The organism is Kribbella sp. NPDC050820 (genome assembly GCF_040653975.1).
Taxonomy (GTDB): domain Bacteria; phylum Actinomycetota; class Actinomycetes; order Propionibacteriales; family Kribbellaceae; genus Kribbella.
In genome coordinates this window covers 1-22,679 of the sequence record NZ_JBFAHB010000060.1, presented here as the reverse complement: position 1 = coordinate 22,679, position 22,679 = coordinate 1, and the positions used below count along the sequence as shown (strand labels likewise).

At 68.5% G+C, this 22,679-nt stretch carries 20 protein-coding genes; 5 read left to right on the top strand and 15 right to left on the bottom strand.

Annotated elements, in window-relative coordinates:
- Nucleotides 1-86: 86 nt before the first annotated feature.
- Together AB0H36_RS35795 and AB0H36_RS35790 are read right to left on the bottom strand one after the other, a co-directional pair.
- Nucleotides 87-509, bottom strand: a complete 423-nt coding sequence (locus tag AB0H36_RS35795) for a hypothetical protein (RefSeq protein WP_360534205.1) — start codon at nt 507-509, stop codon at nt 87-89.
- A 117-nt stretch (nt 510-626) separates the two neighbouring features.
- Nucleotides 627-1,370, bottom strand: a complete 744-nt coding sequence (locus tag AB0H36_RS35790; protein ID WP_360534203.1) for a methyltransferase domain-containing protein — start codon at nt 1,368-1,370, stop codon at nt 627-629.
- A 210-nt stretch (nt 1,371-1,580) separates the two neighbouring features.
- On the opposite strand from AB0H36_RS35790, the gene AB0H36_RS35785 reads away from it, so the two are divergent.
- Together AB0H36_RS35785 and AB0H36_RS35780 are read left to right on the top strand one after the other, a co-directional pair.
- Entirely contained in the window at nt 1,581-2,774 is a 1,194-nt protein-coding gene (locus AB0H36_RS35785; RefSeq protein ID WP_360534201.1) for a neutral zinc metallopeptidase, read from the top strand.
- A gap of 30 nt (nt 2,775-2,804) precedes the next feature.
- On the top strand, nt 2,805-4,178 hold the full coding sequence (locus AB0H36_RS35780; protein WP_360534199.1) for a neutral zinc metallopeptidase: 1,374 nt from the start codon (nt 2,805-2,807) through the stop codon (nt 4,176-4,178).
- Here the strand turns inward: AB0H36_RS35780 and AB0H36_RS35775 are convergent.
- Nucleotides 4,171-4,653 carry a GNAT family N-acetyltransferase gene (locus AB0H36_RS35775; protein WP_360534197.1) on the bottom strand — a complete coding sequence of 161 codons (483 nt, stop codon included), beginning with the start codon at nt 4,651-4,653 and terminating at the stop codon, nt 4,171-4,173. The genes AB0H36_RS35780 and AB0H36_RS35775 overlap by 8 nt on opposite strands.
- A 242-nt stretch (nt 4,654-4,895) precedes the next feature.
- On the opposite strand from AB0H36_RS35775, the gene AB0H36_RS35770 reads away from it, so the two are divergent.
- Nucleotides 4,896-5,780, top strand: a complete 885-nt coding sequence (locus tag AB0H36_RS35770) for a hypothetical protein (RefSeq protein ID WP_360534195.1) — start codon at nt 4,896-4,898, stop codon at nt 5,778-5,780.
- A 335-nt stretch (nt 5,781-6,115) separates the two neighbouring features.
- Here AB0H36_RS35770 and AB0H36_RS35765 read toward each other — a convergent pair whose 3' ends face one another.
- From AB0H36_RS35765 to AB0H36_RS35715, 11 genes are all read right to left on the bottom strand, one after another.
- Nucleotides 6,116-6,904, bottom strand: a complete 789-nt coding sequence (locus tag AB0H36_RS35765; RefSeq protein WP_360534193.1) for an IclR family transcriptional regulator — start codon at nt 6,902-6,904, stop codon at nt 6,116-6,118.
- 159 nt (nt 6,905-7,063) lie between these two features.
- Entirely contained in the window at nt 7,064-7,963 is a 900-nt protein-coding gene (locus tag AB0H36_RS35760; protein WP_360534191.1) for a hypothetical protein, read from the bottom strand.
- The gene (locus AB0H36_RS35755) at nt 7,960-9,210 is read right to left on the bottom strand and encodes a CaiB/BaiF CoA-transferase family protein (protein WP_360534189.1); all 1,251 of its coding nucleotides are present in this window, start codon (nt 9,208-9,210) and stop codon (nt 7,960-7,962) included. The genes AB0H36_RS35760 and AB0H36_RS35755 overlap by 4 nt, the downstream gene beginning before the upstream one ends.
- 31 nt (nt 9,211-9,241) lie before the next feature.
- Nucleotides 9,242-10,669, bottom strand: a complete 1,428-nt coding sequence (locus AB0H36_RS35750; RefSeq protein WP_360534187.1) for an SLC13 family permease — start codon at nt 10,667-10,669, stop codon at nt 9,242-9,244.
- A 234-nt stretch (nt 10,670-10,903) separates the two neighbouring features.
- Nucleotides 10,904-11,434, bottom strand: coding sequence for a hypothetical protein (locus AB0H36_RS35745; protein ID WP_360534185.1), 531 nt, complete (start codon nt 11,432-11,434; stop codon nt 10,904-10,906).
- A gap of 10 nt (nt 11,435-11,444) precedes the next feature.
- Nucleotides 11,445-12,452, bottom strand: a complete 1,008-nt coding sequence (locus AB0H36_RS35740) for a BadF/BadG/BcrA/BcrD ATPase family protein (RefSeq protein ID WP_360534183.1) — start codon at nt 12,450-12,452, stop codon at nt 11,445-11,447.
- Nucleotides 12,449-13,705: a 6-phospho-beta-glucosidase gene (locus AB0H36_RS35735; protein WP_360534181.1), complete on the bottom strand. Its 1,257-nt coding sequence runs from the start codon at nt 13,703-13,705 to the stop codon at nt 12,449-12,451. Before AB0H36_RS35735 ends, AB0H36_RS35740 begins: the two co-directional genes overlap by 4 nt.
- The gene (locus tag AB0H36_RS35730) at nt 13,702-14,586 is read right to left on the bottom strand and encodes a carbohydrate ABC transporter permease (RefSeq protein ID WP_360534179.1); all 885 of its coding nucleotides are present in this window, start codon (nt 14,584-14,586) and stop codon (nt 13,702-13,704) included. Before AB0H36_RS35730 ends, AB0H36_RS35735 begins: the two co-directional genes overlap by 4 nt.
- Before the next feature lie 11 nt (nt 14,587-14,597).
- Complete coding sequence (locus tag AB0H36_RS35725) at nt 14,598-15,539, bottom strand: sugar ABC transporter permease (RefSeq protein WP_360534177.1); 942 nt, start codon at nt 15,537-15,539, stop codon at nt 14,598-14,600.
- Entirely contained in the window at nt 15,539-16,867 is a 1,329-nt protein-coding gene (locus AB0H36_RS35720) for an ABC transporter substrate-binding protein (protein ID WP_360534175.1), read from the bottom strand. Before AB0H36_RS35720 ends, AB0H36_RS35725 begins: the two co-directional genes overlap by 1 nt.
- Before the next feature lie 8 nt (nt 16,868-16,875).
- Nucleotides 16,876-18,063 carry an ROK family transcriptional regulator gene (locus AB0H36_RS35715; protein WP_360534173.1) on the bottom strand — a complete coding sequence of 396 codons (1,188 nt, stop codon included), beginning with the start codon at nt 18,061-18,063 and terminating at the stop codon, nt 16,876-16,878.
- Between the two features lie 146 nt (nt 18,064-18,209).
- On the opposite strand from AB0H36_RS35715, the gene AB0H36_RS35710 reads away from it, so the two are divergent.
- On the top strand, nt 18,210-19,865 hold the full coding sequence (locus AB0H36_RS35710) for an ABC transporter ATP-binding protein (protein WP_360534171.1): 1,656 nt from the start codon (nt 18,210-18,212) through the stop codon (nt 19,863-19,865).
- Nucleotides 19,862-21,649: an ABC transporter ATP-binding protein gene (locus AB0H36_RS35705; RefSeq protein ID WP_360534169.1), complete on the top strand. Its 1,788-nt coding sequence runs from the start codon at nt 19,862-19,864 to the stop codon at nt 21,647-21,649. The genes AB0H36_RS35710 and AB0H36_RS35705 overlap by 4 nt, the downstream gene beginning before the upstream one ends.
- Here AB0H36_RS35705 and AB0H36_RS35700 read toward each other — a convergent pair.
- Nucleotides 21,594-22,553 carry a DUF2891 family protein gene (locus AB0H36_RS35700; protein WP_360534167.1) on the bottom strand — a complete coding sequence of 320 codons (960 nt, stop codon included), beginning with the start codon at nt 22,551-22,553 and terminating at the stop codon, nt 21,594-21,596. The two genes, AB0H36_RS35705 and AB0H36_RS35700, sit on opposite strands and share 56 nt — an antisense overlap.
- Nucleotides 22,554-22,679: the final 126 nt, after the last annotated feature.

Genomic DNA, 22,679 nt, shown 5'->3' with positions numbered 1-22,679 from the left:
CCTGGGCAATCGCCCTGAGCGTTCGTCCTGTACGATCGCCCTGATTCTAGAACAGGCTATCAGAACCGGGCAACACCGGGGGTGTGTTACTTGCGGCCGAACTTCCACCACTTCGGCTTGTTGGCCTTGATCTCGTCCTCGGTCAGCGGCGGCGGCACCGGCGGCCGGGACTGCTCGGTGAGGAAGTCGCCGGACTCGGTGTCGTACGGCGTGACGCCGAGCACCCGGCTGATCTCCATCACGATCGGGATCGAGCGCGGGCCGTCGTTCAGGTAGAACGTGATGTCGCGGACCTCGACGCCCTTGCCGATCGTCATCTCGACGTCGAACTCGTCGCTGCGCAGCGCGAGCCAGGACGGCTTTCTCGCGTCCACGTCCGGGACGACCTCACGGACCTTCGCCACCACGTCCTCGGATGTGCCGACCGACGGTGGCTCGTACCCGTCCGGAATGTCGTCGAGGCGGCGTACGCCTCCTGGCCCTCGCATCGCGTACACAGCCCAGCTCATCCACGTCCTCGCTTCGCTCCGGGCGCGGATGAGGCACAAATCGCACTGTGCTCAACGATGAACTCGCTTCGCTCGTTCATGTCCCCAGCATGTCCTACCGGGGTGTACGGGCAACAGTCAGGCTGCGGGTTTGCGCGCCGCCAGCATCGCGAAGGTCAGGTGCTCGCCCTGGTCGGCCTCGAGCATGTCGAGCGCGCCGTCGCGAGCACCCTGATGCTCGGAGACGGCCTGCGCCCAGGCCATCCAGTCCTCCCAGCCGGACTCCTGGAGCCGGGCCGCGGTGACCTCGACGAGCTCGGTGATCTCCCACTGGAACCGCCACCAGTCGGCCGTGTGCCAGGCGAGCGCCTCCCAGCCGACCAGCTTCTTGATGTGGTCCGGGATGTGCCCGAGGTCGCGGATCTCGGTGCGCAGCGCCGGGGTGGCGACGCCGAACTGCCCGCCGGGCTTGAGGAACTGGGTGATGTAGGCCAGGTAGCCGTCGGCGGTGCCGAAGTACTCGTAGGCGTCGATGCAGACGATCGCGTCGAAGAACCCGTGCGCGAACGGCAACGCGTGCGCCTCCACCTTCACCGGCACGATCCCGTCGACCTGCTGCGTCCCGACGTACGCCGCGATCTCCGTCGGCTCGACCCACAGATCGGCCGCCCAGACCTGAACGCCGTACTCCTTGGCCAGGAACACCGACGTGGCGCCCTTCCCGCACCCCAGATCCAGCACCCGCATCCCCGGCCGCAACTCCAGATCCGTGGCCAGGTCCTCCAGCAACCACAACGGATGCGGCCCCATGTCCCCATCCAGCACCCACGCCACGTCATACCCACCGGCCCGCGGATACCTCTCCTGCTTCAACTCCACCACGCGCCGCAGCGTAACCCGGTCCGGTTCGGCCGCGCCGGGGATTTTCTGGCGGGTGGTCGCGAAACGATGTCAATAGTGGCAAGGCGGTATCGGGGGGTGGGGGGTAGGGCTTAGCATCTTGCGGGCGTTTCGGGAGGGGGTCCCTGGGCGCTGAAGGGACCTGAGTGGGTGGGACCGGCCACGTCCGGTACTGGGGAGAAGCGGGGAAGAATGGCGGACAAGCCGGCGCCCAAGCCTGGCCATTTCCTGCCCGGAGGCGCGGGCACGGACGACTCGACGAACGGTGGATCCACGCCGGGATCGGCCCCACTGGCCGCGCCGACGCCACGTCTCGGGGCCGGCGCCCCGGCCGGGCCGCCGCAGCTGTCCGGGTCGCGGCTGGAGTCGCGGCGGTCGGTGCAGCTGTCCGGCACGCGGTTCGGTCCGCCGCCGCCGGATGACGCGGCGGCCGCGGCGTACCGGGAGGTCTACCACCCCGACCCGATCCCGTTCGCCCCCAAGAAGCAGTCGAAGGTGCTGATCGCCGGGATCGTGGTCCTCGCCCTCGTGCTCGTCGGAGGCGGGGTCGCGCTCGGCGCGAAACTGCTTTCGTCGTACGACGACTTCGTCTCCACCCCGCTGGTCACACCGTCCTTCCACCCGTCCGGCGTGCCGACGCCGACCCCGGAGACCGAGCCGACGCCGGACGTCAAGGTGCAGCGGGAGAACCCGTTCTACTCCACCGGCCCGCTGGCCACGGTGAAGTGTGCCGAGCCCGCGTACCGGCCGACGTCGAAGGAGAACGTCCGCTCGTACTACCAGGCCCTGATCGCCTGCATGGACAACGCGTGGAAGCCGCTGGTGACCCAGGCCGGGTTCACCTTCCGCTCGCCGCGGCTGATCGTGTTCGACGACGGCCAGGAGACCGCGTGCGGCGTCCAGAAGGAGGTCGCGTCGTACTGCGCCGACGAGCAGGGCGGCAGCGTCACGATGCCGTGGCAGGAGCTGACCGAGACCTACTCGCAGCGCAAGGCGACGACCCGGGCCGACATGGCCCAGTCGCTCGGCTTCGCGTACGGCGCTCACCTGCAGAACCTCACCGGCATCTTCGACGCCACCGCCAACCTCCGCGACACCGCGCCGACCGAGGCGGCCCGGTTGGAGATGGACCGGCGCCAAGCGCTGCAGGCGAACTGCTTCTCGGCCGCGTTCTTCGGTGCGGCCAAGGCGAGCTTCCCGCTGCGCGGCGAGCTGATGACCCAGTGGACCTGGCTGATCCGGAACGGCGGCGACGAGAACTCCGAGGACAACGTCCGCGACCACGGGTCCGCCAGGAGTCTCGCGCTGTGGATGAACCAGGGCTTTGCGAGCACCGATCCCGGCACCTGCAACACTTTCGTGGCAGCATCCGCCAAGGTCGGCTGACGGACAGGGTACAAACGATGGGGACGAGCGATGCCTGAGGAGCACCCGGACACTGATCCATCGGCCCCGGCCGGCGCGGGAGCAGCGCCCGATCCAGGCCGGGGCGCCGCGTCGGCCGGTCCGAGTACGGCGCGGTCCGGCTCGCCGAAGCCCGGCCACTTCATGCCCGGTGGCGCCGGCGACATCCTCACCGAAGGCGACCGGGCCCGTGCGGCGGAGCGCAAGCAGTCGCTCAACCTCGGCAAGGCCCGCACCCTCGGACCCATCGACCCGACGCTGCGGAAGATGGCCCGGCCGCTCCCGGTCGACCCCGATGCCGAGCCCGGTTACGGAGCACCGCCGCCCGCGCCGCTGGCCGGCGCTCCGGTGACCCCGCTGACCGGGACCCGTCGGGTCGGCGGATCCCGCCGGGTCGGCTGGCACTCGCCGTACTCGGGGGTCGGCGGGCAGTACTCCAACGAGCCGCTGCCGACCGGACCGGTCCGCCAGCAGTCGAAGGCGGTGATCGCCGGGCTGTCCGCGCTCACGCTGGTGCTGCTCACCGGCGGCACGGTCGCGGGGTTCCAGTTGATCAACTCCTACGACTCGGTCGACAGCCCGATGGCTCGGCCTTCGGTCAAGAAGACCGAGGCGCCGTTGCCCGTTCCCGCCGACCCGACCGTCACGGTCACTGTCACGCCGGTGCCGGACCTCGATCGGCTCCGGAAGAACAAGCTGTACACGGTGGGCAAGGTCGCGTCCGTGAACTGCAAGGAACCAGCGGTCAAGCCGAACAGCCAGTCCGCGATCCTGAACTACTACAAGGCGCTCCTGCCCTGCCTGAACAAGGCGTGGGCGCCGGTGGTGACGAAGGCCGGGTACGAGTTCGTGCCGCCGAAGGTCGTGCTGCAGAGCAAGCAGGCGCCCGCGTCCACGTGCACCGGTGAGGCGGAGACGGCGTACTACTGCCCGAACGACCACACCATCGCCATCGACTGGCAGGACGACCTGAAGAACTACAAGGAGGACCCGCTCGCCGCCCGGGTCTGGATGATGGACACGATGGCGCACGAGTACGGCCACCACGTCCAGGAACTGACGCACATCCTCAACGCGGCCTGGTCGCGGAAGGGCTGGGCCAAGACGCAGGCGGAGAAGCTCGAGTGGTCCCGCCGTACCGAGCTCCAGGCGACCTGCCTGGGCGCCCTGTTCCTCGGCGCGAACAAGAAGTCGATGGGCCTGTCCGGCGAGAAGCTCGAGATGTGGGAGTGGCAGACCCAGCACAGCGGCGACGAGTACAACCCGAAGAAGATCCGGGACCACGGCTCCCGCAAGAACCAGTGGCTCTGGGCCGACCCCGCGTTCAAATCCACCGCCACCGCCGCCTGCAACACCTACACAGCCGCCGCGAAGAAGGTCAGCTGAGTTTGAGTTTGAAGCCCTCGTGGGAGTTGGTGAAGCCCAGGCGGGTGTAGAAGCGGTGGGCGTCGGTGCGGGCTTTGTCGGAGGTGAGCTGGACCAGGGTGCAGCCGCGGTTGCGGGACTCCTGGACGGCCCAGTCCATGAGCGTCGTACCCAGGCCTGAGCCGCGGGCGGAGGCTGCCACCCGGACGGCTTCGACGAGGCCGCGGCTGGAGCCGCGGCGGGACAGGCCGGGGATGATCGTGAGCTGGAGGGTGCCGACCAGCTCGCCGGCGCGGTCGGCGACGACGAGGACCTGGTTCGGGTCGGCGTCGATCGCCTCGAAGGCGCGCAGGTACGGCGTGAGGTCGTCGGCCGACTCGCGGGTCGCGCCGAGTTGGTCGTCGGCGATCATTGCGACGATCCCGGCCACGTCGTCGGTGGTGGCTCGGCGGATCAGCACGTCGGGGTCGGACTGGGCGGACATCTCGGCGGTCATGGCCCCAGCATCTCAACCGGCTTGACCGGTTCACCCCGTGGGGTAACGGGCATAGCGGTTCGACGGTGTTGCCTTATGCAAACACTTTTCGTTGCGACCGAGGTTTTACATGCCTGAGACAACCGTTTGGGGTGCACGGCGCGGGGCACGGGGAATACTAGACACCACTGCATCCGCCCGTGCCGGGGTCGTGTGCAGTGTGGCGCGGCAGCGGATGCGGGCCTGTCCGGAAGGAAGTTTCGATGTCTGCGCTTGCGATCGACTTCACGCAACCCTTCGAAGATGCCTTCGGCAAGCTTCTCGGGTTCGTCCCGAATCTCCTCGGCGGCCTCGTCATCCTGGTGGCCGGCTACTTCGTCGCCAAGGTGCTCGGCAAGCTCGTCGGGAAGCTGCTCGGCAAGGTCGGGTTCGACCAGTGGATGGAACGAGCCGGCGTGTCCGGCGTCCTGCAGCGGTCCGGCACGGGGCTGACCGCTTCGGCGATGCTGGGCAAGGTCGTGTTCTGGTTCGTGTTCCTGATCAGCTTCACGATGTTCGCCTCCGCGCTCGGGGTACCCGAGATCTCGGCGTTCATGAGCGACATGCTCGGCTACATCCCGCGGATCTTCGCCGCGATCGTGATCATCTGCCTGGCCGCGTTGTTCGCGAACTTCCTGGCCGCGATCATCCGGGGCGCGACCGGGAACGAGACGCTGGCCAAGGTCGGAAAGTACGCGATCCTCGTGTACGCCGCCTTCGCCGCGCTGACCCAGCTCGGCATCGCCGTACAGCTCACTGGCAACACGCTGCTCATCGTGCTCGCGGGCGCTGCGTTGGCGATGGGGCTGGCCTTCGGGCTCGGCGGGCGTGAGATGGCGGGCCGGACACTGAACAACCTCTTCGACCGCAGCCAACTCAAGCCGCAACCCGACCACACGATGGCCAATGGTGCCGGGGCGAACGGTGCCTACGAGCAGGGCAGCTACCAACAGGCCGGCAACGACCAGGCCGGCTACCAGCAGGGTGGGTACGACCAGGGCAACTACCCGCCGCCGCAAGAGCAACACCCGGCAACCCACGGCGCCCCCCAGTCCGGCTGGCCCAATGGCACCACCCCCGAGGGCAACTGGCAAGGCAACCAACGCTGACAACAACCAGAGATCGCACGCCCCGCTCCCCACGCGGGGCGTGCGCGTCGCAGGACCAGAAAGCAATTGGATCGTGTAGCCCGTGAGCGCAGCGAGTGTGGGGGTTGTGGCCGGACAGCGAGCTCGGCAAACAGCCGGTCCGCACCGACCGAGCGAAAGCAGGAGCAGGTGCGTGGTGAGCGGCGTGCAGGTCCGGGCACGCGCGGAGGAGTCGGTCGGGGGAGGTTGTCTGCTGGTGTTGGGGGTTCTCTGGTGGTGTGCGAGGGGAGAAGGCACAACACGCGGGGTTATCCGGTCTTGTTCTGGTCGCCGGGAACCCCGTGGATCTTCGTGGGTCAGATGGTGGTGGGGAAGCGGCCGCCTAGGAGGCGGGTGGCGTGTTCGGCGGATTCGACGAGGAGGTCGAGCCACTCGAGGCAGCGGTCGAGGGGGATGCGGATGGTGGGGCCGCTGATGGTGATGCAGCCGGCCAGTTCGCCGTTCGCCTTGAAGACGGGGGCGGAGAGGCCGGAGGCGCCCTGTTCGCGTTCGCCGATGGTGATCGCGTAGCCGTCGGCGCGGGTCTGCTTGATGACTGCGGCCAACTCGTCGGCGCTGGTGATCGTGCTGTCGGTGATCGGCCCGAGCGGTTGCGACAGCACCGTCTGCGCCAGCGAGTCGTCCCACGCGAGCAGGACGCGGCTGGCCGACCCGGCGTGCAGCGGCATGATCTTGCCGACATGCATCTCGCGACGCAGCGCGTGATGCGTCTCGGCGAGCGCCACACACACCCGATGCCCCTGCTCGGCCCGGAAGAACGCGGCCGTCTCACCGGTCGCGTCGCGCAACTGCTTGAGCACCGGCACAACCAGATCGAGTACGTCGACTCCCTTGACCGCCGGCGCCGCCCAGTACGCCATCTTGACGCCGACCCGCACCTGGTCACCCTGCCGGTCCAGGAACCCGAGCGACACCATGTTCGTGACCAGCCGCTGCACGGTCGACGTCGGGAAACCGGTCGCGTCCCGGATCTCGCCGAGGGTCAGCGAGGGCCGATCGAGCGAGAACGCATCCAGGATCTCCCCGATCTTCCCCAACACCAGAAGCGGCTGCCCACTCCCACCCACCGGATCCGCTGACGCCATGGACTCAGCGTAGGCGACACCTGGTTGCGAACCCTCGATCATGTCTCACCACCACCTTCCGGCCGGGGTCCCCCGACCCGGGAGAGGAGGCCGGCCGGGGGACGACCAGCCGGTGCCGGCCCCGGCTTCCGGCCGCAGGGGGCGGGTGGGGCGGGTGGTTCATGACGCCCAGGGAAAGGTCGTGGTGCTGGCGCCGGCCCCCTGGGCGGACCGGGACCGGTTCGGTTCGTCAAGGTCGGCCAGCAGATCGCGCCCGAGCCCGACGAGCTCACTGAACTTGGCCGGCGTCAGCCAGTCCGGCCGAAGCGCGAACACAAGATCCTCGGTGGAGGTGTTCCCGGCCGCGCCCGGCGCGAACGGGCATCCGCCGAGTCCGCCGAGAGAGCCGTCGACGGTCTTCGCGCCGGCATCGATCGCGGCCAGGCTGTTCGCGACGCCGAGGCCCCACGTGTCGTGGCCGTGGTACACGATCGGGCGGTCGTCGATCTGCGCCGTACGGCTGACCAGGTCGTAGACCTGTGACGGAATCGCCTGGCCAAGGGTGTCGCACAGTACGACGTCACTCGTGCCGTCGGCCCGGTGGTCGAGCACGATGTCCAGCACCCGCTCCACCGGTACCTCACCCTCGAACGGGCAGGTGAACGCCGTCGCGATGCACAGTTGCACCGAGCCCGAGCCGGCCAGCTCCACCGCCGACGGCAGCGCGGCGAGGCTGTCCGCCGTGGAGCGCCCGATGTTCGCCTGGTTGTGCTTGTCCGACGCCGACAGGCAGTACTGGAAGTTTCGCGCCCCGGCCTCGGCCGCGCGCGATACGTGCCGCGGCGTCGCGACCCAGATCCAGCACTTCTCCAGCTCCGCCGGGGTCAGCGACCGGATCACGTCGAGCGTGTCGGCCATCGGGGGCACCAGGTCCGGCCGGGCCATCGAGCCGATCTCGAGCGCCGGAACCCCCAGCGCCAGCAGGGACCTGATCAACTCGACCTTACGAGCCGTAGGCAACGGTTTCCCGGTGAGCTGCAGTCCGTCCCGCAACGTCACATCCCGCAGCACCGTCGTCATGACGCCTCCTCGAGATCCCGCATCCCGCGCCGGATCTCGGCCGGACTCAATCCGAGCAGCTTCCCGAGGACCTGCTCGGTGTGCTCACCCAGCTCGGGCCCGAGGCTCCGGATCGGCAGCGACTGCCCACCGATCACCGGTACGACGCCCGGGAAGCCGACGTCCTTCAGCACCTCCGCGCCGTTGGACACGTCGAAGCGCTGGATCATCGCGCGAGCGGCGTACTGCTCGTCCCGGCTGATCTCCCGCGCGGTGTAAATCGGTCCGCACGGGACGCCGGCCTGCTCCAGTTCCTCGATCGCGGTCGCGGCAGAGCGGCCGGCCGTCCAGGCGCCGATCGCCTCGTCCAGCTCGTCCCGCCGCGCCCACCGGCCCGCGTTCGAGCGCAGCTCGGCGTCGGCGGCGAGATCGGCCCGGCCGATCAGCGTCATCAGCCGCTGGAAGATCCGGTCGCCGTTGCCGGCCACGATGATGCTGTCGCCGTCCTGGCACAGGTACGCGTTCGACGGCGCGATCCCTTCCATCCGGCCGCCGATCCGCTCGCGCAGGACGTCGTACGCCTCGTAGTCGGGGATCAGCGACTCCATCATCGACAGCATCGACTCGTTCAGCGCCACGTCGATGACGCGCTCGGCCAGCGGCGCCGGCGGCAGTCCGGCGGTACGGCGTACGTCGCGCTGGAACAACGCCATCACCGAGCCGAAACCGGCGTACAGGCCCGCGATCGAGTCGCCGATCGAGATCCCGACCCGGGCCGGCGGCCGGTCCGGGTGCCCGACCAGCTCGCGGAAGCCGCCGTGCGCCTCGGCGACCGCCGCGAACCCGGGTCGGTCCGACATCGGGCCGGTCTGCCCGAACGCGGAGATCCGGGTCAGTACCAGCTCCGGGTTCGCCGCGCTCAGGACGTGGGGACCGATGCCCCAGGCCTCGAGCGTGCCGGGACGGAAGTTCTCCAGCACGACGTCGCACTGACGGACCAGGTCGATCACCGTACGGCGGCCGAACTCGCTGCGCAGGTCCAGCTCGATCGACTGCTTGTTGCGGTTGATCGTCCGGTAGAGCAGCGACGTGGTCCCGGCGTACAGCCGCCAGTTGCGGAGCTCGTCGCCGGTGCCGGGGCGCTCGACCTTGATCACCTCCGCGCCGAAGTCCGCCAGCAGGCGGCCCGCGGTGGGCGCGGCGATGTAGTTGCCGAGCTCGAGGACCCGGACACCGGCCAGTGGCGCCGGCGACTCGCTCGTGGTCATAGCAGTAGCTCTCCAGAGGTTGGGTTGTGATTCAGAACAGGAGGCTCAGAGGCATCAGCAGGACAATGGCGACCACCGAGGCGACCGAGACGCCGATCGTGCAGCTTTTCAGCGTGCCGCGGGTGGTCTGGCCCATCAGCGACTGCAGCAGCCAGAAGGTGTTGCTGGTGACGTGGACCGCGAACAGCGAGCCGGAGCCGGCCGCCAGCGCGATCAGGACCGGGTCGAGGCCGAGCGCCGGGGCGATCGGGGCGAGGATGCCGGCGGCCGTGATGGCGGAGATGGTCACCGAGCCGACCGCGACGTGCAGGGCGGCGGCCATCACCCAGACCAGCAGCAGCGGGGCCACCGTGCTGGCGCTGAAGTACTCGCGCAGGATGTCGCCGAGTCCGCCGGCCGCGACCACGGCGGCGAGCGAACCGCCGACCGCGGTGAGGATCAGGATCTGGCCGCTCTCCTTGAACCCGCGGGCGATCGCCTTCTCCACCCGCGGCTGGCCCATCGCGTACCGGCCGATCAGGCAGGTCCCGATCAGGCCGACCAGCAGCGCGACCACCGGGTCCGAGATCAGCGCGACGATCTTGTTCTCCCAGTTCGCGGCCTCGGCGATCGCGCCGAAGCCGATCAGCAGCAGTGCGGTCAGCATCGGCACGAACAGCACGAACAGCGGCGGTTGCCCGCTCTCGTCCACGTCGGCGGCGTCACCAGCACCACCGGCCGATCCGGTACGTCGTACGTCGGACGAGCTCTCGCCCGAGCCGCCGCCGACCGTCACGGTGTCCTTCACCTCGGCGGTCTCGGTCAGGACGTCCTGCTGCTCGTCGACGGCCTCGTTCCAGAAGCCGCGGCGGAACAGGAAGGTCATGATCGTGATCGCGATCAGCACGGTCGGGATGATCAGCACCAGACCCCAGATCAGCATCTTGCCGAGCGGGACCTTCAGCAGCGCGGCCAGCGCCAGCGCGCCGACGCCGGGAACCATCAGCACGATGCCGCACTCCAGGCCGATCGCCAGCGCGGTGGCCATCCGGGCCCGGCCGAGCGGGCCGATCCGGCGGGCCGCCGAACGGGCCAGCGGCGCGGAGATGACCAGCAGTACGTCGAGGTAGATCGACTGCAGCATGGTCGCGATGGTCAGCGCCATCGAGTACGGGAGGCGTTTCGGGCCGAACAGCTTGAGCAGGTGCCTGACCAGGCGCTCGATCGCGCCGAGCTCCTGCAGGATCGAGCCCATCAGGACGCCGAAGGCGATCAGCAGGCCGACCTCGGCCATGATGTCGCCGAAGCCCTTGGTGATGGTCTCGACGGTCTTGTCGAGGCCGAGCTTGCTGACCAGGCCGAGGTACAGCGAGCCGACCACGAGGGAGATCACCGGGTTCACCCGGAACCGGACGATGAGAACCACGATCGCGAGGATCGCGATCGCTGTGTTGATCAGTACTCCGACATCAGAAGTCATGAGCGGACGTCCTTCAGAACGGGCAGCTGGGGACAGGTGGGGCTTTCAACTACCCATAATGTGAACATAGACCCACGAAGTAGGCAAGATGTCGACGCCACTACCTTCATGAGAATCCCCCGAAGCAACAGTTACGGCCGCCGCTCCCGTAGGTGCGACGGCCGTAACTGGGCGTGATCAACCTCTCAGTTGTGACGCCCTTGGAGTCTGAGTTGTGAGGGAAAGGGTGGTCGGTCAGTCCTCCGCGGTGTCGGGGCCTGCGCGGCGGACGTCTTCTACCTTGGTCATGGCTTCGCGGAGGTCGGAGAGCCAGGTTTCGCTGTGCTGGGCGACGAGTTTGACGCACCAGCCGAGGGCGTCGCTGCGGGAGCGGGCGACGCCGGCGTCGACGAGGGTGTCGAGGACCTGGCGTTCGGGCTGGCGCAGTCGCGTCATCACCGGCGCGGACAGGGACGTGAAGATCGTCTTGGTGTCGCCGCAGCGGACGCCCCAGGCGACCTTGCGCCGGGTGGCGTGCTCGAGTTCGCGGGCGATCTCGATCCGCCGCTCGCGGGTGTCCTCGCGGTACTGCTTGATCCGGCCTTCCTCGGCCGCGGACCGCTCGGCGGCGCTGACGTCGGCCTTCTGCTCGGGCGCCGGAATCCGCCCGACGATCAGGATCTCGTCCCGGTCGATGGACAGCTCCGGCTCACCCTCGAACCACTCGCCCGGCAGCCGCCCGGTCAGCCAGCCCCGCACCCGCTCACTCACAGTCTTCGTACTCATGTAATCATGATTACACCTCTACAGAACTCCGTTCAAGCAGGAACGCGGCCCGCAGTTCTGCGTGGGCCTCCAGTGGCGCGCCGATCTGGTCGAGCCCTAGCAGTGCCGCCCCCACCACCGGCGGTACGTCGACCACCTGCGGCACCGCCTTCGGAGCGGCCTCGAAAAGCAGGTGTACGACGGTGTCGACCAGCAACCTGTGGCCGGCAGTCAACACACCGCCGCCGAGCACCACCGGCACCGGCTCGTCCAGCAGGTCCAACCTCCGGAGAGCCACAGTCGCCATCGACACGATCTCCTCGGCCTGACGCCGTACGATCGCCGCCGCGACCGCATCACCCGCAGCCGCGAGCTGGAACAGCAACGGTGTCGCCTCCAGCTTTCGCGACGCCGAGATGTCGCCGAGGTGGAGGCCCTCGAACAGCGCGGTCAGCGACGAGACGCCGAAGTGCGACGACAACGCGGTGACCAGCGCGGTCGCCGGCCCACGTCCGTCGTCGGCCCGGGCGGCGGCCCACATCGCCTCCTCGGCGAGTTGTTGCCCACCGCCCCAATCCCCGGTCAGCTTGCCGAGCGCCGGGAACCGCGCGGTCCGCCCGTCGGGTAGCAGGCCCGCGCAGTTGATCCCCGCACCACACACCACAGCCACCCCGAGCGGCTCGTCGACGCCGGCCCGCAACAACGCAAAAGTGTCGTTGGTGACGTGCACCGACTCCGCCCACCCATAGGAGTCGAAGGCATCCGCCAGCCACTCCTCCTCGATCGGCAGGTCCGCGTTCGCCAGGCACGCGGACACCTGCTGGGCCAGCGGTACGTCGCCGACCTCGAACCCGGCCGCCGCGGCTGCGGCGATCACGAGGGGCTCGAGTCCGGCGACTGCCGCAGCGGCTCCGATGATCTGCGGCTCGAATCCGCCGCCGCGCGCCGTACCGAGGACCGATCCGTCGGCGGCGACGAGGGCGACGTCTGTCTTGCTGTTGCCGGCGTCGAAGGCGAGCACGCCGCCTGGGACGATCATCGGGCCCACGGGAGGTACGCCGAGTTGTGCGCCAGCAGCCTGTCCGTGAGTTCGCGCGCGATCGAGACCTGCCCGACCAGGGGATGCGCCAGCAGCGCGTTGAACACCCGCTTGGCGCCGCCCTTCAGAGCAGCCTCCAGGGCCAGGTCCTCATACGCCGTGACGTGACTGATCAGACCGCCGTACAAGGGCTCGACAGGTGCCACAGGCAACGGTCGCGCACCACTGGCGCCGACCACGGCCGGTACTTCGATCACCGCGTCGTCCGGGAGGAACGGCAGCGTGCCGCTGTTCAGCGTGTTCACGACCTGGACGTCGCCGGTGTCGTTCAGCAGCGACGACGCCAGCGCGACCGCAGCCTCGGAGTAGTAGGCCCCACCCCGCTGCTCGAGCAATGCAGGCTTCTCGTCCAGCAACGGATCCGCGTAGAGCGACAGCAGTTGCTCCTCCAACGCAGCCACCTCGGCCGCCCGCGACGGCCTCGTCAGCGACTCCTGCACGACCTCGTCGTGTGCATAGAAGTAGCGCAGGTAGTACGACGGCACCACGCCCAACTGCTGGAGCAAGTCCGCCGGCAGCTTCAAAGTGTCAGCCAGCGAGGCCGCGTGGTCAGCGAGCAGCTTCGGCAGCACGTCCTCGCCGTTAACGCGTACGGCGCGCTCCCACGTCAGGTGGTTGAGTCCCACGTGATCCAGCGACACCTGCTCCGGCTCGACCCCCAGCAACGAAGCGAACCGTCGCTGGAACCCGATCGCCACGTTGCACAACCCGACCGCCTTGTGTCCCTCCGACAACAGCGCCCGTGTCACGATCCCGACCGGGTTGGTGAAGTCGATGATCCACGCGTCCGGGTTGGTACGCCGTACCCGCTCGGCGATGTCGAGCACCACCGGAACAGTCCGCAACGCCTTCGCGAGCCCGCCGGCTCCCGTGGTCTCCTGGCCGACGCAACCGCACTCGAGCGGCCATGTCTCGTCCTCGTTCCGAGCGGCCTGCCCGCCGACCCGCAGTTGCAGCAGTACGGCGTCCGCGCCGTCGATGCCCGCATCGACATCGGTCGTGGTGACCACGCGACCGGGATGGCCCTGCTTGGCTAAGATCCGCCGGGCCAGGCCGCCGACCAGCTCGAGCCGGTCGGCGGCTGGATCGACCAGGACGAGCTCGGTCACCGGCAAGCTGTCACGCAGCCGGGCGAAGCCGTCGACGAGTTCGGGAGTGTAGGTGGATCCGCCGCCTACGACTGTGAGTTTCAACCTTTGACCCCTGTGAGTGTGACGCCTTCGATGAAGGCCTTCTGGGCGAAGAAGAAGAGGATGATCACCGGCGCCAGCACCAGCAGCGTGGCCGCCATGGTGAGGTTCCAGTTGGTGTGGTGGGCGCCCTTGAACGACTCCAGGCCGTAGCTGAGCGTCCAGGCCGCCGGGTTCTCGCTGGCGTAGATCTGTGGACCGAAGTAGTCGTTCCAGCAGTAGAAGAACTGGAACAGCGCGACCGCGGCGACGGCCGGTTTCGCCATCGGCAGCACGATCCGGACCAGCGCCCTGAAGTCACCGCAGCCGTCGACCTTCGCCGCGTCGACGTAGTCCTTCGGGATGGTGAGCAGGAACTGCCGGAGCAGGAACACCGAGAACGCGTCGGTGAACGCCATCGGGATGATCAGCGGCCACAGCGTCCCGGACAGGTGCAGCTGCTTGGCCCAGAACAGGTACATCGGCACGATCACCACCTGCGGCGGCAGCATCATCGTGGAGATGACCAGCATCAGCGCGAGGTTCCGCCCGCGGAACTTGAACCGGGCCAGCGCGTAGGCCACCGGGATGCTCGACAACAACGTCAGCGCCGTGCCGAGACCGGCGTACATCAGGGTGTTCTTCCACCAGGTCAGGAATCCCGGGGTCTCCCACACTGTCCGCAGGTTCTCCCAGTGCCAGCTGTTCGGCCACAGGTCCCGGGTGAGCGCCTGCTGATCGCTCATCACCGCGGTCAGGAAGACGAACAGGAACGGCAGCACGAAGAACAACGCCGCCGCAATCGCCAGCGAGTGCACCGCGACCCACTCCAGCACCCTGGTACGGCGTGCCGCCCGGGCAGCCGACGTGATCCCGATCGGCGCGGCCGCAACGGAGATGGTCATGAATGCTCCTCTCAGTCGTTGGTCGCCAGGAAGCCGCTGCCGCGGCGCATCAGGAACGCGGTGAACACCATCGCCAGCACGAACAGCACCAGCGCGATCACGGACGCTCCGCCCGTGTCGAACCGCTGGAATCCCAAGTGATAAACGAGTTGCGGCAATGTCAGCGTCGACTTGTCCGGATAGCCCGGCTCGAACTGTTGCCCCGAGCCACCGATCACGCCACTCGCCACCTTTCCGGCGACGAGTGGCTGGGTGTAGTACTGCATCGTCTGGATCACGCCGGTGACGACCGCGAACAGCACGATCGGCGAGATGTTCGGCAGCGTGACGAACCGGAACCGTTGCCACGGGCCCGCTCCGTCCAGCGACGCGGCCTCGTACTGCTCCTTCGGCACGTCGAGCAGCGACGCCATGAAGATCACCATCAGGTCGCCGATACCCCACAACGCGAGCATCGTCAGGGCCGGCTTGGACCACTGCGGGTCGTTGAACCAGCCCGGCTGCGGCAGCCCGATGCTGCCAAGGATGTTGTTCACCGGCCCGGTGCCCGGGTTGAGCAGGAACGCGAACGCCATCGTCGCGGCCACCGGCGGCGCCAGGTAGGGCAGGTAGAACGCGGTCCGGAAGAACCCGGCGCCGGTCTTGACCTTGGTGATCAGCAGCCCGATGCCGAGCCCGAAGACCACCCGCAGGCTGACCATGACGACGACCAGCCAGAGGGTGTTCCGCAGCGCCGGCCAGAAGAACGGGTAGTCGGTGAAGACGTACTGCCAGTTCCTCAGGCCGGTCCAGGTCGGCGGGGTGAAACCGTCGTACCGCATGAAGCTGAAGTAGACGGTGGAGATCAGTGGGTAGAGGAAGAAGACGCTGACGCCGATCAGCCAGGGGGAGAGGAACGCGACGTTGCGGACGGCTTCCCGGCGGCGTTTCTGTCGCAGGCCTGCCGGCACCATCACTTGACCTGCGCCAGGTCCTTGTCGATCTGCTGGTCGGTCTTGGCCAGCCCGCCGGCCAGGTCGGTGACCTTGCCGGATTCGTAGGCGAAGCCGAAGTCCTGCAGGCTGAGCTGGTACGCGCCGCCGTTCGGGCTGGCCGGCGTGGTGCTGCTCTTCGGGTGCTGGGCGATCTCCAGGAAGGTCCGGAAGTTCGGGTCGGCGTCCAGCTTCGGCGACTTCAGCGCCTCGAGCGTCGACGGCACGTTGTGGATCGCGTTCGAGAAGCTGACCACGGCGTCGGTGTCGGTGGTCATGTACTTGATCAGCTCCCAGGCCGCGTTCTGCTTCTGGCTGGTGCTCGCGATGCCGATGATGGTGCCGGACAGGTAACCCTTGCCGTAGCTGTCGGCCTGGTCGTCGGGGACCGGGAACGGCGCGACCCCGATGTCGAACTTCACGCCGGCGTCCTTGGCCATCCCGAGCCGCCACTCGCCGTCGATCGCCATCGCGACCTGGCCGGTGTGGAACGGGTTCTTCGCGCCCCACTCGTCACCGAAGGTGGCGCGGTACTTCTCCAGCTTGGCGAACCCGCCGAGCTCGGTGACCAGGTTCTTCTGCCAGCTGAGCATCTTCGCGAACGCCGGGTCGGCGGCCAGGTTCGACTTCCCGTCGCCGGTGAAGTACGTCGGGTTCCACTGGGCGGCGAAGTGCGTGGTGGTCGACTCGTAGCCATGGAAGTTCGGCATGAACCCGAGCTGGCTGTAGGAGTCGCCCTTGACCTTGGTGAGCTTCTTGGCCGCGGCGTCGAACTCGGACAGCGTCTTCGGCGGCGCGGTGATCCCCGCGGCCTTGAAGGCGTCCTTGTTGTAGTACAGGCCGTACGCGTCGTTCAGCAGCGGCAGCGTGCACCGCTTGCCCTCGAACTGCGTGTAGTCCTGCAGCGCCTTCGGGAAGGTCTTGTCCAGGTCGACACCGGACTTGTCCAGGAACGGCTTCAGGTCCGCGAACACGTTCGACTGGCAGAACGTGCCGACGTTGTCGGTGGTGAACGAGGACACCACGTCCGGCGCGTTCGGTCCGCCGGCGCGCAGCGCCTGCTTGATCTTGTCGTCGTTGATGTTGCCGACGGCCTTCACGTGGATGTTCGGATGCTTCGCCTCGAACGCCTTGATGTTGGCGTTGATCGGGGCCACCTCGCCCGGCGCGCTCCAGCCGTGCCAGAAGGTGATGGTGACGTCCCTGGTGGCGTCGTCACTGGCCTGCGGCGCGGTCGACGTACCGGTACAGGCGGTGGCGAGCAGTGCAACGGCTGAGGTGGCCAGTAGTGCTCGGCTGAAGCTTGGCATCCGTACTCCTAGGAGATGGGTGGACCTGCGGTGTCGAAGACTTCGTCTCGGGTGGTGGTCAGCGCGGACTGCAGGGCGCCGGCCAGGACCGGATCGTCGGTGATCGCGGTCATCAGCAACCGCGGGCGCGGTACGGCGAGGTCGGCCAGCTCGTCCTGGACGAGGCCGCGCAGGCGTTCTCCGCCGGCAGTGATGACGCCGCCGGCGAGCACGATCAACTCGGGGTCGACGACCGCGACGATCGCGGCCAGACCGACGGCCAGCCGGTGTGCGAACTCGGTCAGCACGGCGTCGCCGGCGCCCTCGGTCTTGAGTGCGGTCGCGATGGCGGCTTCCGCCGTACGTGCCTTGAGGCCGTGCTCGCGGGCCAGCTTGAGGACCGGTTCGCCACCGGCGAGTTCCTGGAAGCCGCCGGCGTTGTTGCGGCCGACGTTGCGGACCAGCGGCGTGCCGGGCAGCGGCAGGAACGCAACCTCGCCTGCGCCGCCAGTAGCGCCGCGGTGCAGGCGGCCGTTGATCACGACCGCGGCGCCGATGCCTTCCTCGCCCCAGAGCAGGACGAAGTTGTCGCTGTCCTTGGCGTGGCCGACTCGCTGCTCGGCGATGGCCGCGAGGTTGACGTCGTTCTCGACCTCCAGCGGTACCGCGATCGCCGCGGCCAGCTCGTCGAGCAGGTGTGGCGAGTGCCAGCCGGGCAGGTGTGTGGCGTACCGCAGCCGGCCGGTGGTCGGGTCGAAACCGCCTGGGGTGCCGATCGAGACGCGGTGCAGCCGGCCGCGGCTCATCCCGGCCTCACCGGCCGCGCCGTCGATCGCCTTGAGCACCCGCTCGACCGTGCCCTTGGCGCTGCGGCCAGGCGTGGGCAGTTCGTAGCTGCCGACGACCTTGCCGGTCAGGTCGGCGACGGCCGAGCGGATCCGGTTCGGGGTCACGTCGAGACCGGCGACGTACGCGATCCCGCCGTTGATCTCGTACAGCTGGGCGTTCGGTCCCGGCCGGCCGGCGGTCGTGCCGCTGGCGCGGACCAGTCCGGCCGCCTCCAGCCGCGCGAGGAGCTGGGACGCGGTCGGCTTGGACAGGCCGGTGAGATTGCCGAGGGTGGTGCGGGACAGCGGGCCCTGCGCGAGCAGCAGGTCCAGGGCGGCGCGGTCGTTCATCGCGCGGAGCAGGCGGGGAGTTCCGGGTGTGGTTGCCATGGGATAACCCTGCCTCCCTCCGCCGCTGTTATGTGGTCGGCTCGCTGAACTGGGTCAACTGTTAGGAAAGTTTCCTATTGATGCGAGACCGTACGGCGGACTGACGGCGGTGTCAATCGGTTCGGCTGGGTTAGGGTTGCCTAACTATGTCGAGTGGGGAACTCTTGTGGCGCGCCGTACGGCGGCATCGTGGGCGGATGATCACCGGCGTGCTGGTGCTGTCGTTGCACCAGGCGACCGAGGCGGCCGTGCCGGTGGCGATCGGCATCTTCGTGGACCGGGCAGTGGCCAGCGGCGACGTCGAGCCGCTGCTCTGGTGTGTGCTGATGATGGTCGTGCTGTTCGCCGTACTGTCGAACGCCTGGAAGACCGGTGCTCGCCAGGTGGTGCGGGCGATCGAGTACGAGACGCATGCGCTGCGCCTGGAGATCGCCGGTCGAGTGCTGGACCCGCGGGGTCATCGCACCGGCCTGCGGTCCGGTGAGCTGCTGTCGATCGCGACGTCCGATGCCGAGAAGGCCGCCTTGATGATGCGGGCGGTGTCGATCGGGTTCGCGGCGACGACGGCGCTAGTGGTGTCGTCGGTGTCGCTGCTGCTGGTCGACGTACCACTGGGGCTTGGGGTGCTGATCGGCGTACCGCTGCTGGTGCTGGGGATTCAGGCCTTGTCTCCGCTGTTGACCCGGCGTACGTCGTCGCAGCAGGAGGCGGTCGCGCAGACGACTGCGCTTGCCACCGACCTGGTCGGCGGGCTGCGGACGTTGCGGGGGATCGGCGCGCAGCACAACGCGGCTGAGCGGTATCGGCGGTCCAGTCAGGAGACGTTGCGAGCCACGTTGCGTGCGGCCTCTACCAACGGGCTGCAGGACGGTGTGACCACTGCGCTGAGCGGACTGCTGCTAGCGGCCGTCGCCGGTGTGTCTGGGTACTTCGCGTTGACCGACCGGATCACGATCGGCGAGCTGATCACTGTGGTCGGCCTCGCGCAGTTCATCGCGGAGCCGGTCGGGTCGCTGGGCTATGCGAGCCAGGTGGCGGCCATGGCGCGTGCATCGGCCGGCCGGTTGGCATCCGTGCTGTCGTCGCCACCGCTGATTGCCAGTGGAACGGCGACGACGCTGGACCCGGCGAAGCCCCTGCTGGAGCTGGTGGACGTCTCCTACAAGTCGCTGTCCTCGGTGGATCTGACACTGCGGCCCGGTGAGCTGGTGGGAGTGCTGTGCTACGACCCCCGGGATGCTGATGCGTTGCTGGCTGTCGTGGCGGGCCGAGCGCCTGACCACACCGGCAAGCTGCTCGTCGGTGGTACGGCGATCGAGGAGCTCGACATCGACGCGGTACGACGGACTGTCCTGCTGGAGCAGCACGACACCGACCTGTTCGAGGGGACGCTGCGGAGCAACCTGCTCGTCGACTCGGGAGAGTTGGAGCGGGTGATGGCCGCGGCCGGTGCTGCTGACCTGATCGACGAGCTCGACCGGCCGCTGGCCGACCGTGGTCAGTCGCTGTCGGGTGGACAGCGTCAGCGACTCGGTCTGGCTCGGGCGCTGCTGGCGGAGCCGCCGGTGCTGGTGCTGCACGACCCCAGTACGGCGGTGGACGCGGTGACCGAGGAGCTGCTGGCCGAGGGGCTCGCTGAGGTGCGGGAAGGACTCACGACGTTGGTGCTGACCAGCAGCCCGGCGCTGCTCGGCAAGATGCACCGGGTGATCGTGGTGTCGGATGGCTCGGTGGTTGCTGAAGGCATCCATGCCGAGCTGGCCGCCGCCGACGCCACCTACCAGGAAGCGGTGCTGCGATGAGCCTGTTGCCGGTCGCTGGACCGAGGGCGACGTGGGCCGTGCTGTGGCAGGAGATCCGCCGGCTGCCCGGCCTGTCTGTGGTGGCAGCCTTGGTGATCACGGTGGCGAGTGCTGCCGGGCTGGTCGCGCCGTGGGCGCTCGGTGTGCTGGTCGACGACATCGCAGCTGGTGCCGACCGATCGGCCGTCGTACGGGTGGTGCTGGTGATCGGCGGTGCAGCGTTGGTCTCTGGTGTGCTGACTGCGGTTGGCGTCACCCTGGTCGCCCACGTGGGCGAGACAGTGCTGGCGCGGATCCGGGAGAAGGTGGTCGACCGGGCGCTGCAGCTGCCGGCTCCGGTGCTCGACAAGGTGCGCACAGGCGACCTGCTGTCCCGGGTCGGCGACGACGTGGCGTCTGTCGCAGCAGCGTTGACCGAGGTCGGGCCTGCGTTGCTGTCGGCCTCACTGACGATCGCACTGACCACCGTCGGCATGTTTGCACTGGACTGGCGGCTCGGACTGGCCGGACTGCTCGCCCTGCCGATGTACGTGTGGGCGCTGCGGTGGTACCTGCCACGCTCGGCGCCGTTCTACCGCGACGAGCGGGTGGCGATGGGTGAGCGGTCCGAGGCGATCATCGCGTCCCTGCGCGGCAGCGCGACGGTCCGGGCGTACCGGCTGGAGGACGTGCAGCTGGGCAAGATCGAGAACACCTCGGCGGTTGCGCGAGACCTGTCGCTCAAGGTCTTCAAGCTGTTCAGCTTCTTCTCGTCGCGGATCAACCACGCCGAGTTCGTCGGCCTGACCGCGATCCTGGTCGCCGGGTTCTACCTGGTCCGCGACGACGCGGTCAGCGTCGGTGCGGTGACTGCGGCCGCGTTGTACTTCCACCGGCTGTTCAACCCGATCGGCATGCTGCTGATGGAGTTCGACCAGATCCAGACCGCGTCCGCGGGGCTGGCGCGGTTGGCCGGCGTACTGGAGATTCCAGCGGTCTCAGAACCGCCGGTCGGGCGTACGCCAGTTGACGCGTCGTTGGAGCTTGTGGACGTCGGGCACGCGTATGACGGGCCGGAGGTGCTCGCTGGAGTTTCCTTGCGGCTCGAACCAGGTGAGCGGGTTGCGTTGGTTGGTGCTTCAGGTGCTGGGAAGACGACGCTGGCTGCTATCGCGGCGGGAGTGCTTACGCCTACTGCCGGTGCGGTGAGTCTCGGTGGGGCGGATGTGCGTGAGCTTGGTGAGGATCGGACTCGTGCACAGGTCGCTCTGCTGAGCCAGGAGGTCCACGTGTTCTCCGGGCCGTTGGTGGACGACGTACGGCTGGCCCGGGCTTCGGCGACCGATGATGAGGTTTCGAAAGCGCTGGATCGGGTTGGTGCGTCGGCGTGGGTGCGTGCGCTACCTGACGGGCTCGACACGGTCGTGGGCGAGAACGGGCATCAGCTGACGGGTGCACAGGCACAGCAGGTCGCGTTTGCTCGACTCGTGCTCGCTGACCCGCCCATCGCCGTACTGGATGAGGCCACGGCGGAGGCAGGTAGTGCGGGTGCGCGTGAGCTGGAGCGAGCGAGTGCGGCTGCGACGGAGGGGCGTACGACGTTGGTCGTGGCGCACCGGTTGACGCAGGCCGAGCAGGCGGACCGGATCGTCGTACTCGACCATGGGCGGGTGGTCGAGTCCGGTACGCACGAGTCGTTGCTGGCCGACGGAGGCTGGTATGCCCAGCTCTGGCACAGCTGGACGGGTACTACTCAGCAAGCGTTGCCAGCAGGGCGAACGAGACCAGCCAGTGCGTCGACATGAAGCCGCCTTCGGTCACAGTCGGCAGGACGGCCGCGACCTGACGATCGGCGCCTGCTCGTAGCGTGTCCACGACGTCAGGCAGCGCTGGCGCGATTGTGCGCAACTGCCAGGCCCGGGCGAGCGCCAGACCGGACAGGTGCGCCAGTTGACCGTCGCCCGAGTCGTCAGTGACCGCGACCTTGAGCAGGTGCTGGTGCTGGTCGGTGCCGAGGCCTGGGAGGAACGCGGTCAGCCAGGTCTTGTACTCGTCCTCCTTCAGGACGCGTCGCATCAGTTCGGCCTCGGTCAGCGCCGGCGACAGGAAGTCGGTGCCGGACGGCTCGAAGCGGGTGTCGTACGCCGTGTCCTGGCCGAACCACTCGATCGCGCGTTCTCGGATCGCCTCGACCACGTCGGTGCGGGCGAGGTCGCCGTACGCCTCGAGGAGGAGGGCGAGGGCGAACGCGGTGTTCAGATGGACGCCGTGCCGGACCGGGTAGGCCTGGCGCGGCAGCCAGCCGAGGACGAGGTCGGCGATGGTGTCGGCCAGCGGTTGTAGCGGCCAGCTGTCCTTGCCCGCCGCGGCGAGCATGGCCGCCCACGCCCAGCCGTAGGGGCGTTCGTACGACGGCCGGTCGCGCAGGTACGCCGCTTCGGTCGCGATCGCTTCGGGAGTGAGCCGTTCGTCGAGGAGGTCTGCGGGGCGCCGGCCGACCTGGTCCGGTGCGAGTGTGAGCAACCGGACCAGGGACCATTGCATGTGTGCGCTGGAGTGCCAGTCGTACGAGCCGTGGAAGGCGGGATGCAACCGCTGCGGGGTCACGTCGACGTCGTCCGGGCCGTGCGACGCGTGCGAGGCGCCGTACGGGTAGGGGGTTTCGAGAACCTCGCACGCGATCCGTGCCCAGGCGGCGGCGTACTTCATCTGCACTCCTTAGCCTCGATCCACCGACCGGCTGGCGTGGGTGGCTGATTCTCGATGCGCTGCAGGGTCGGCTGGGTGTGGCGTGGTGGGACGTCCCGCCTCGCTGCGGGGGTGTTCCACTTGCGG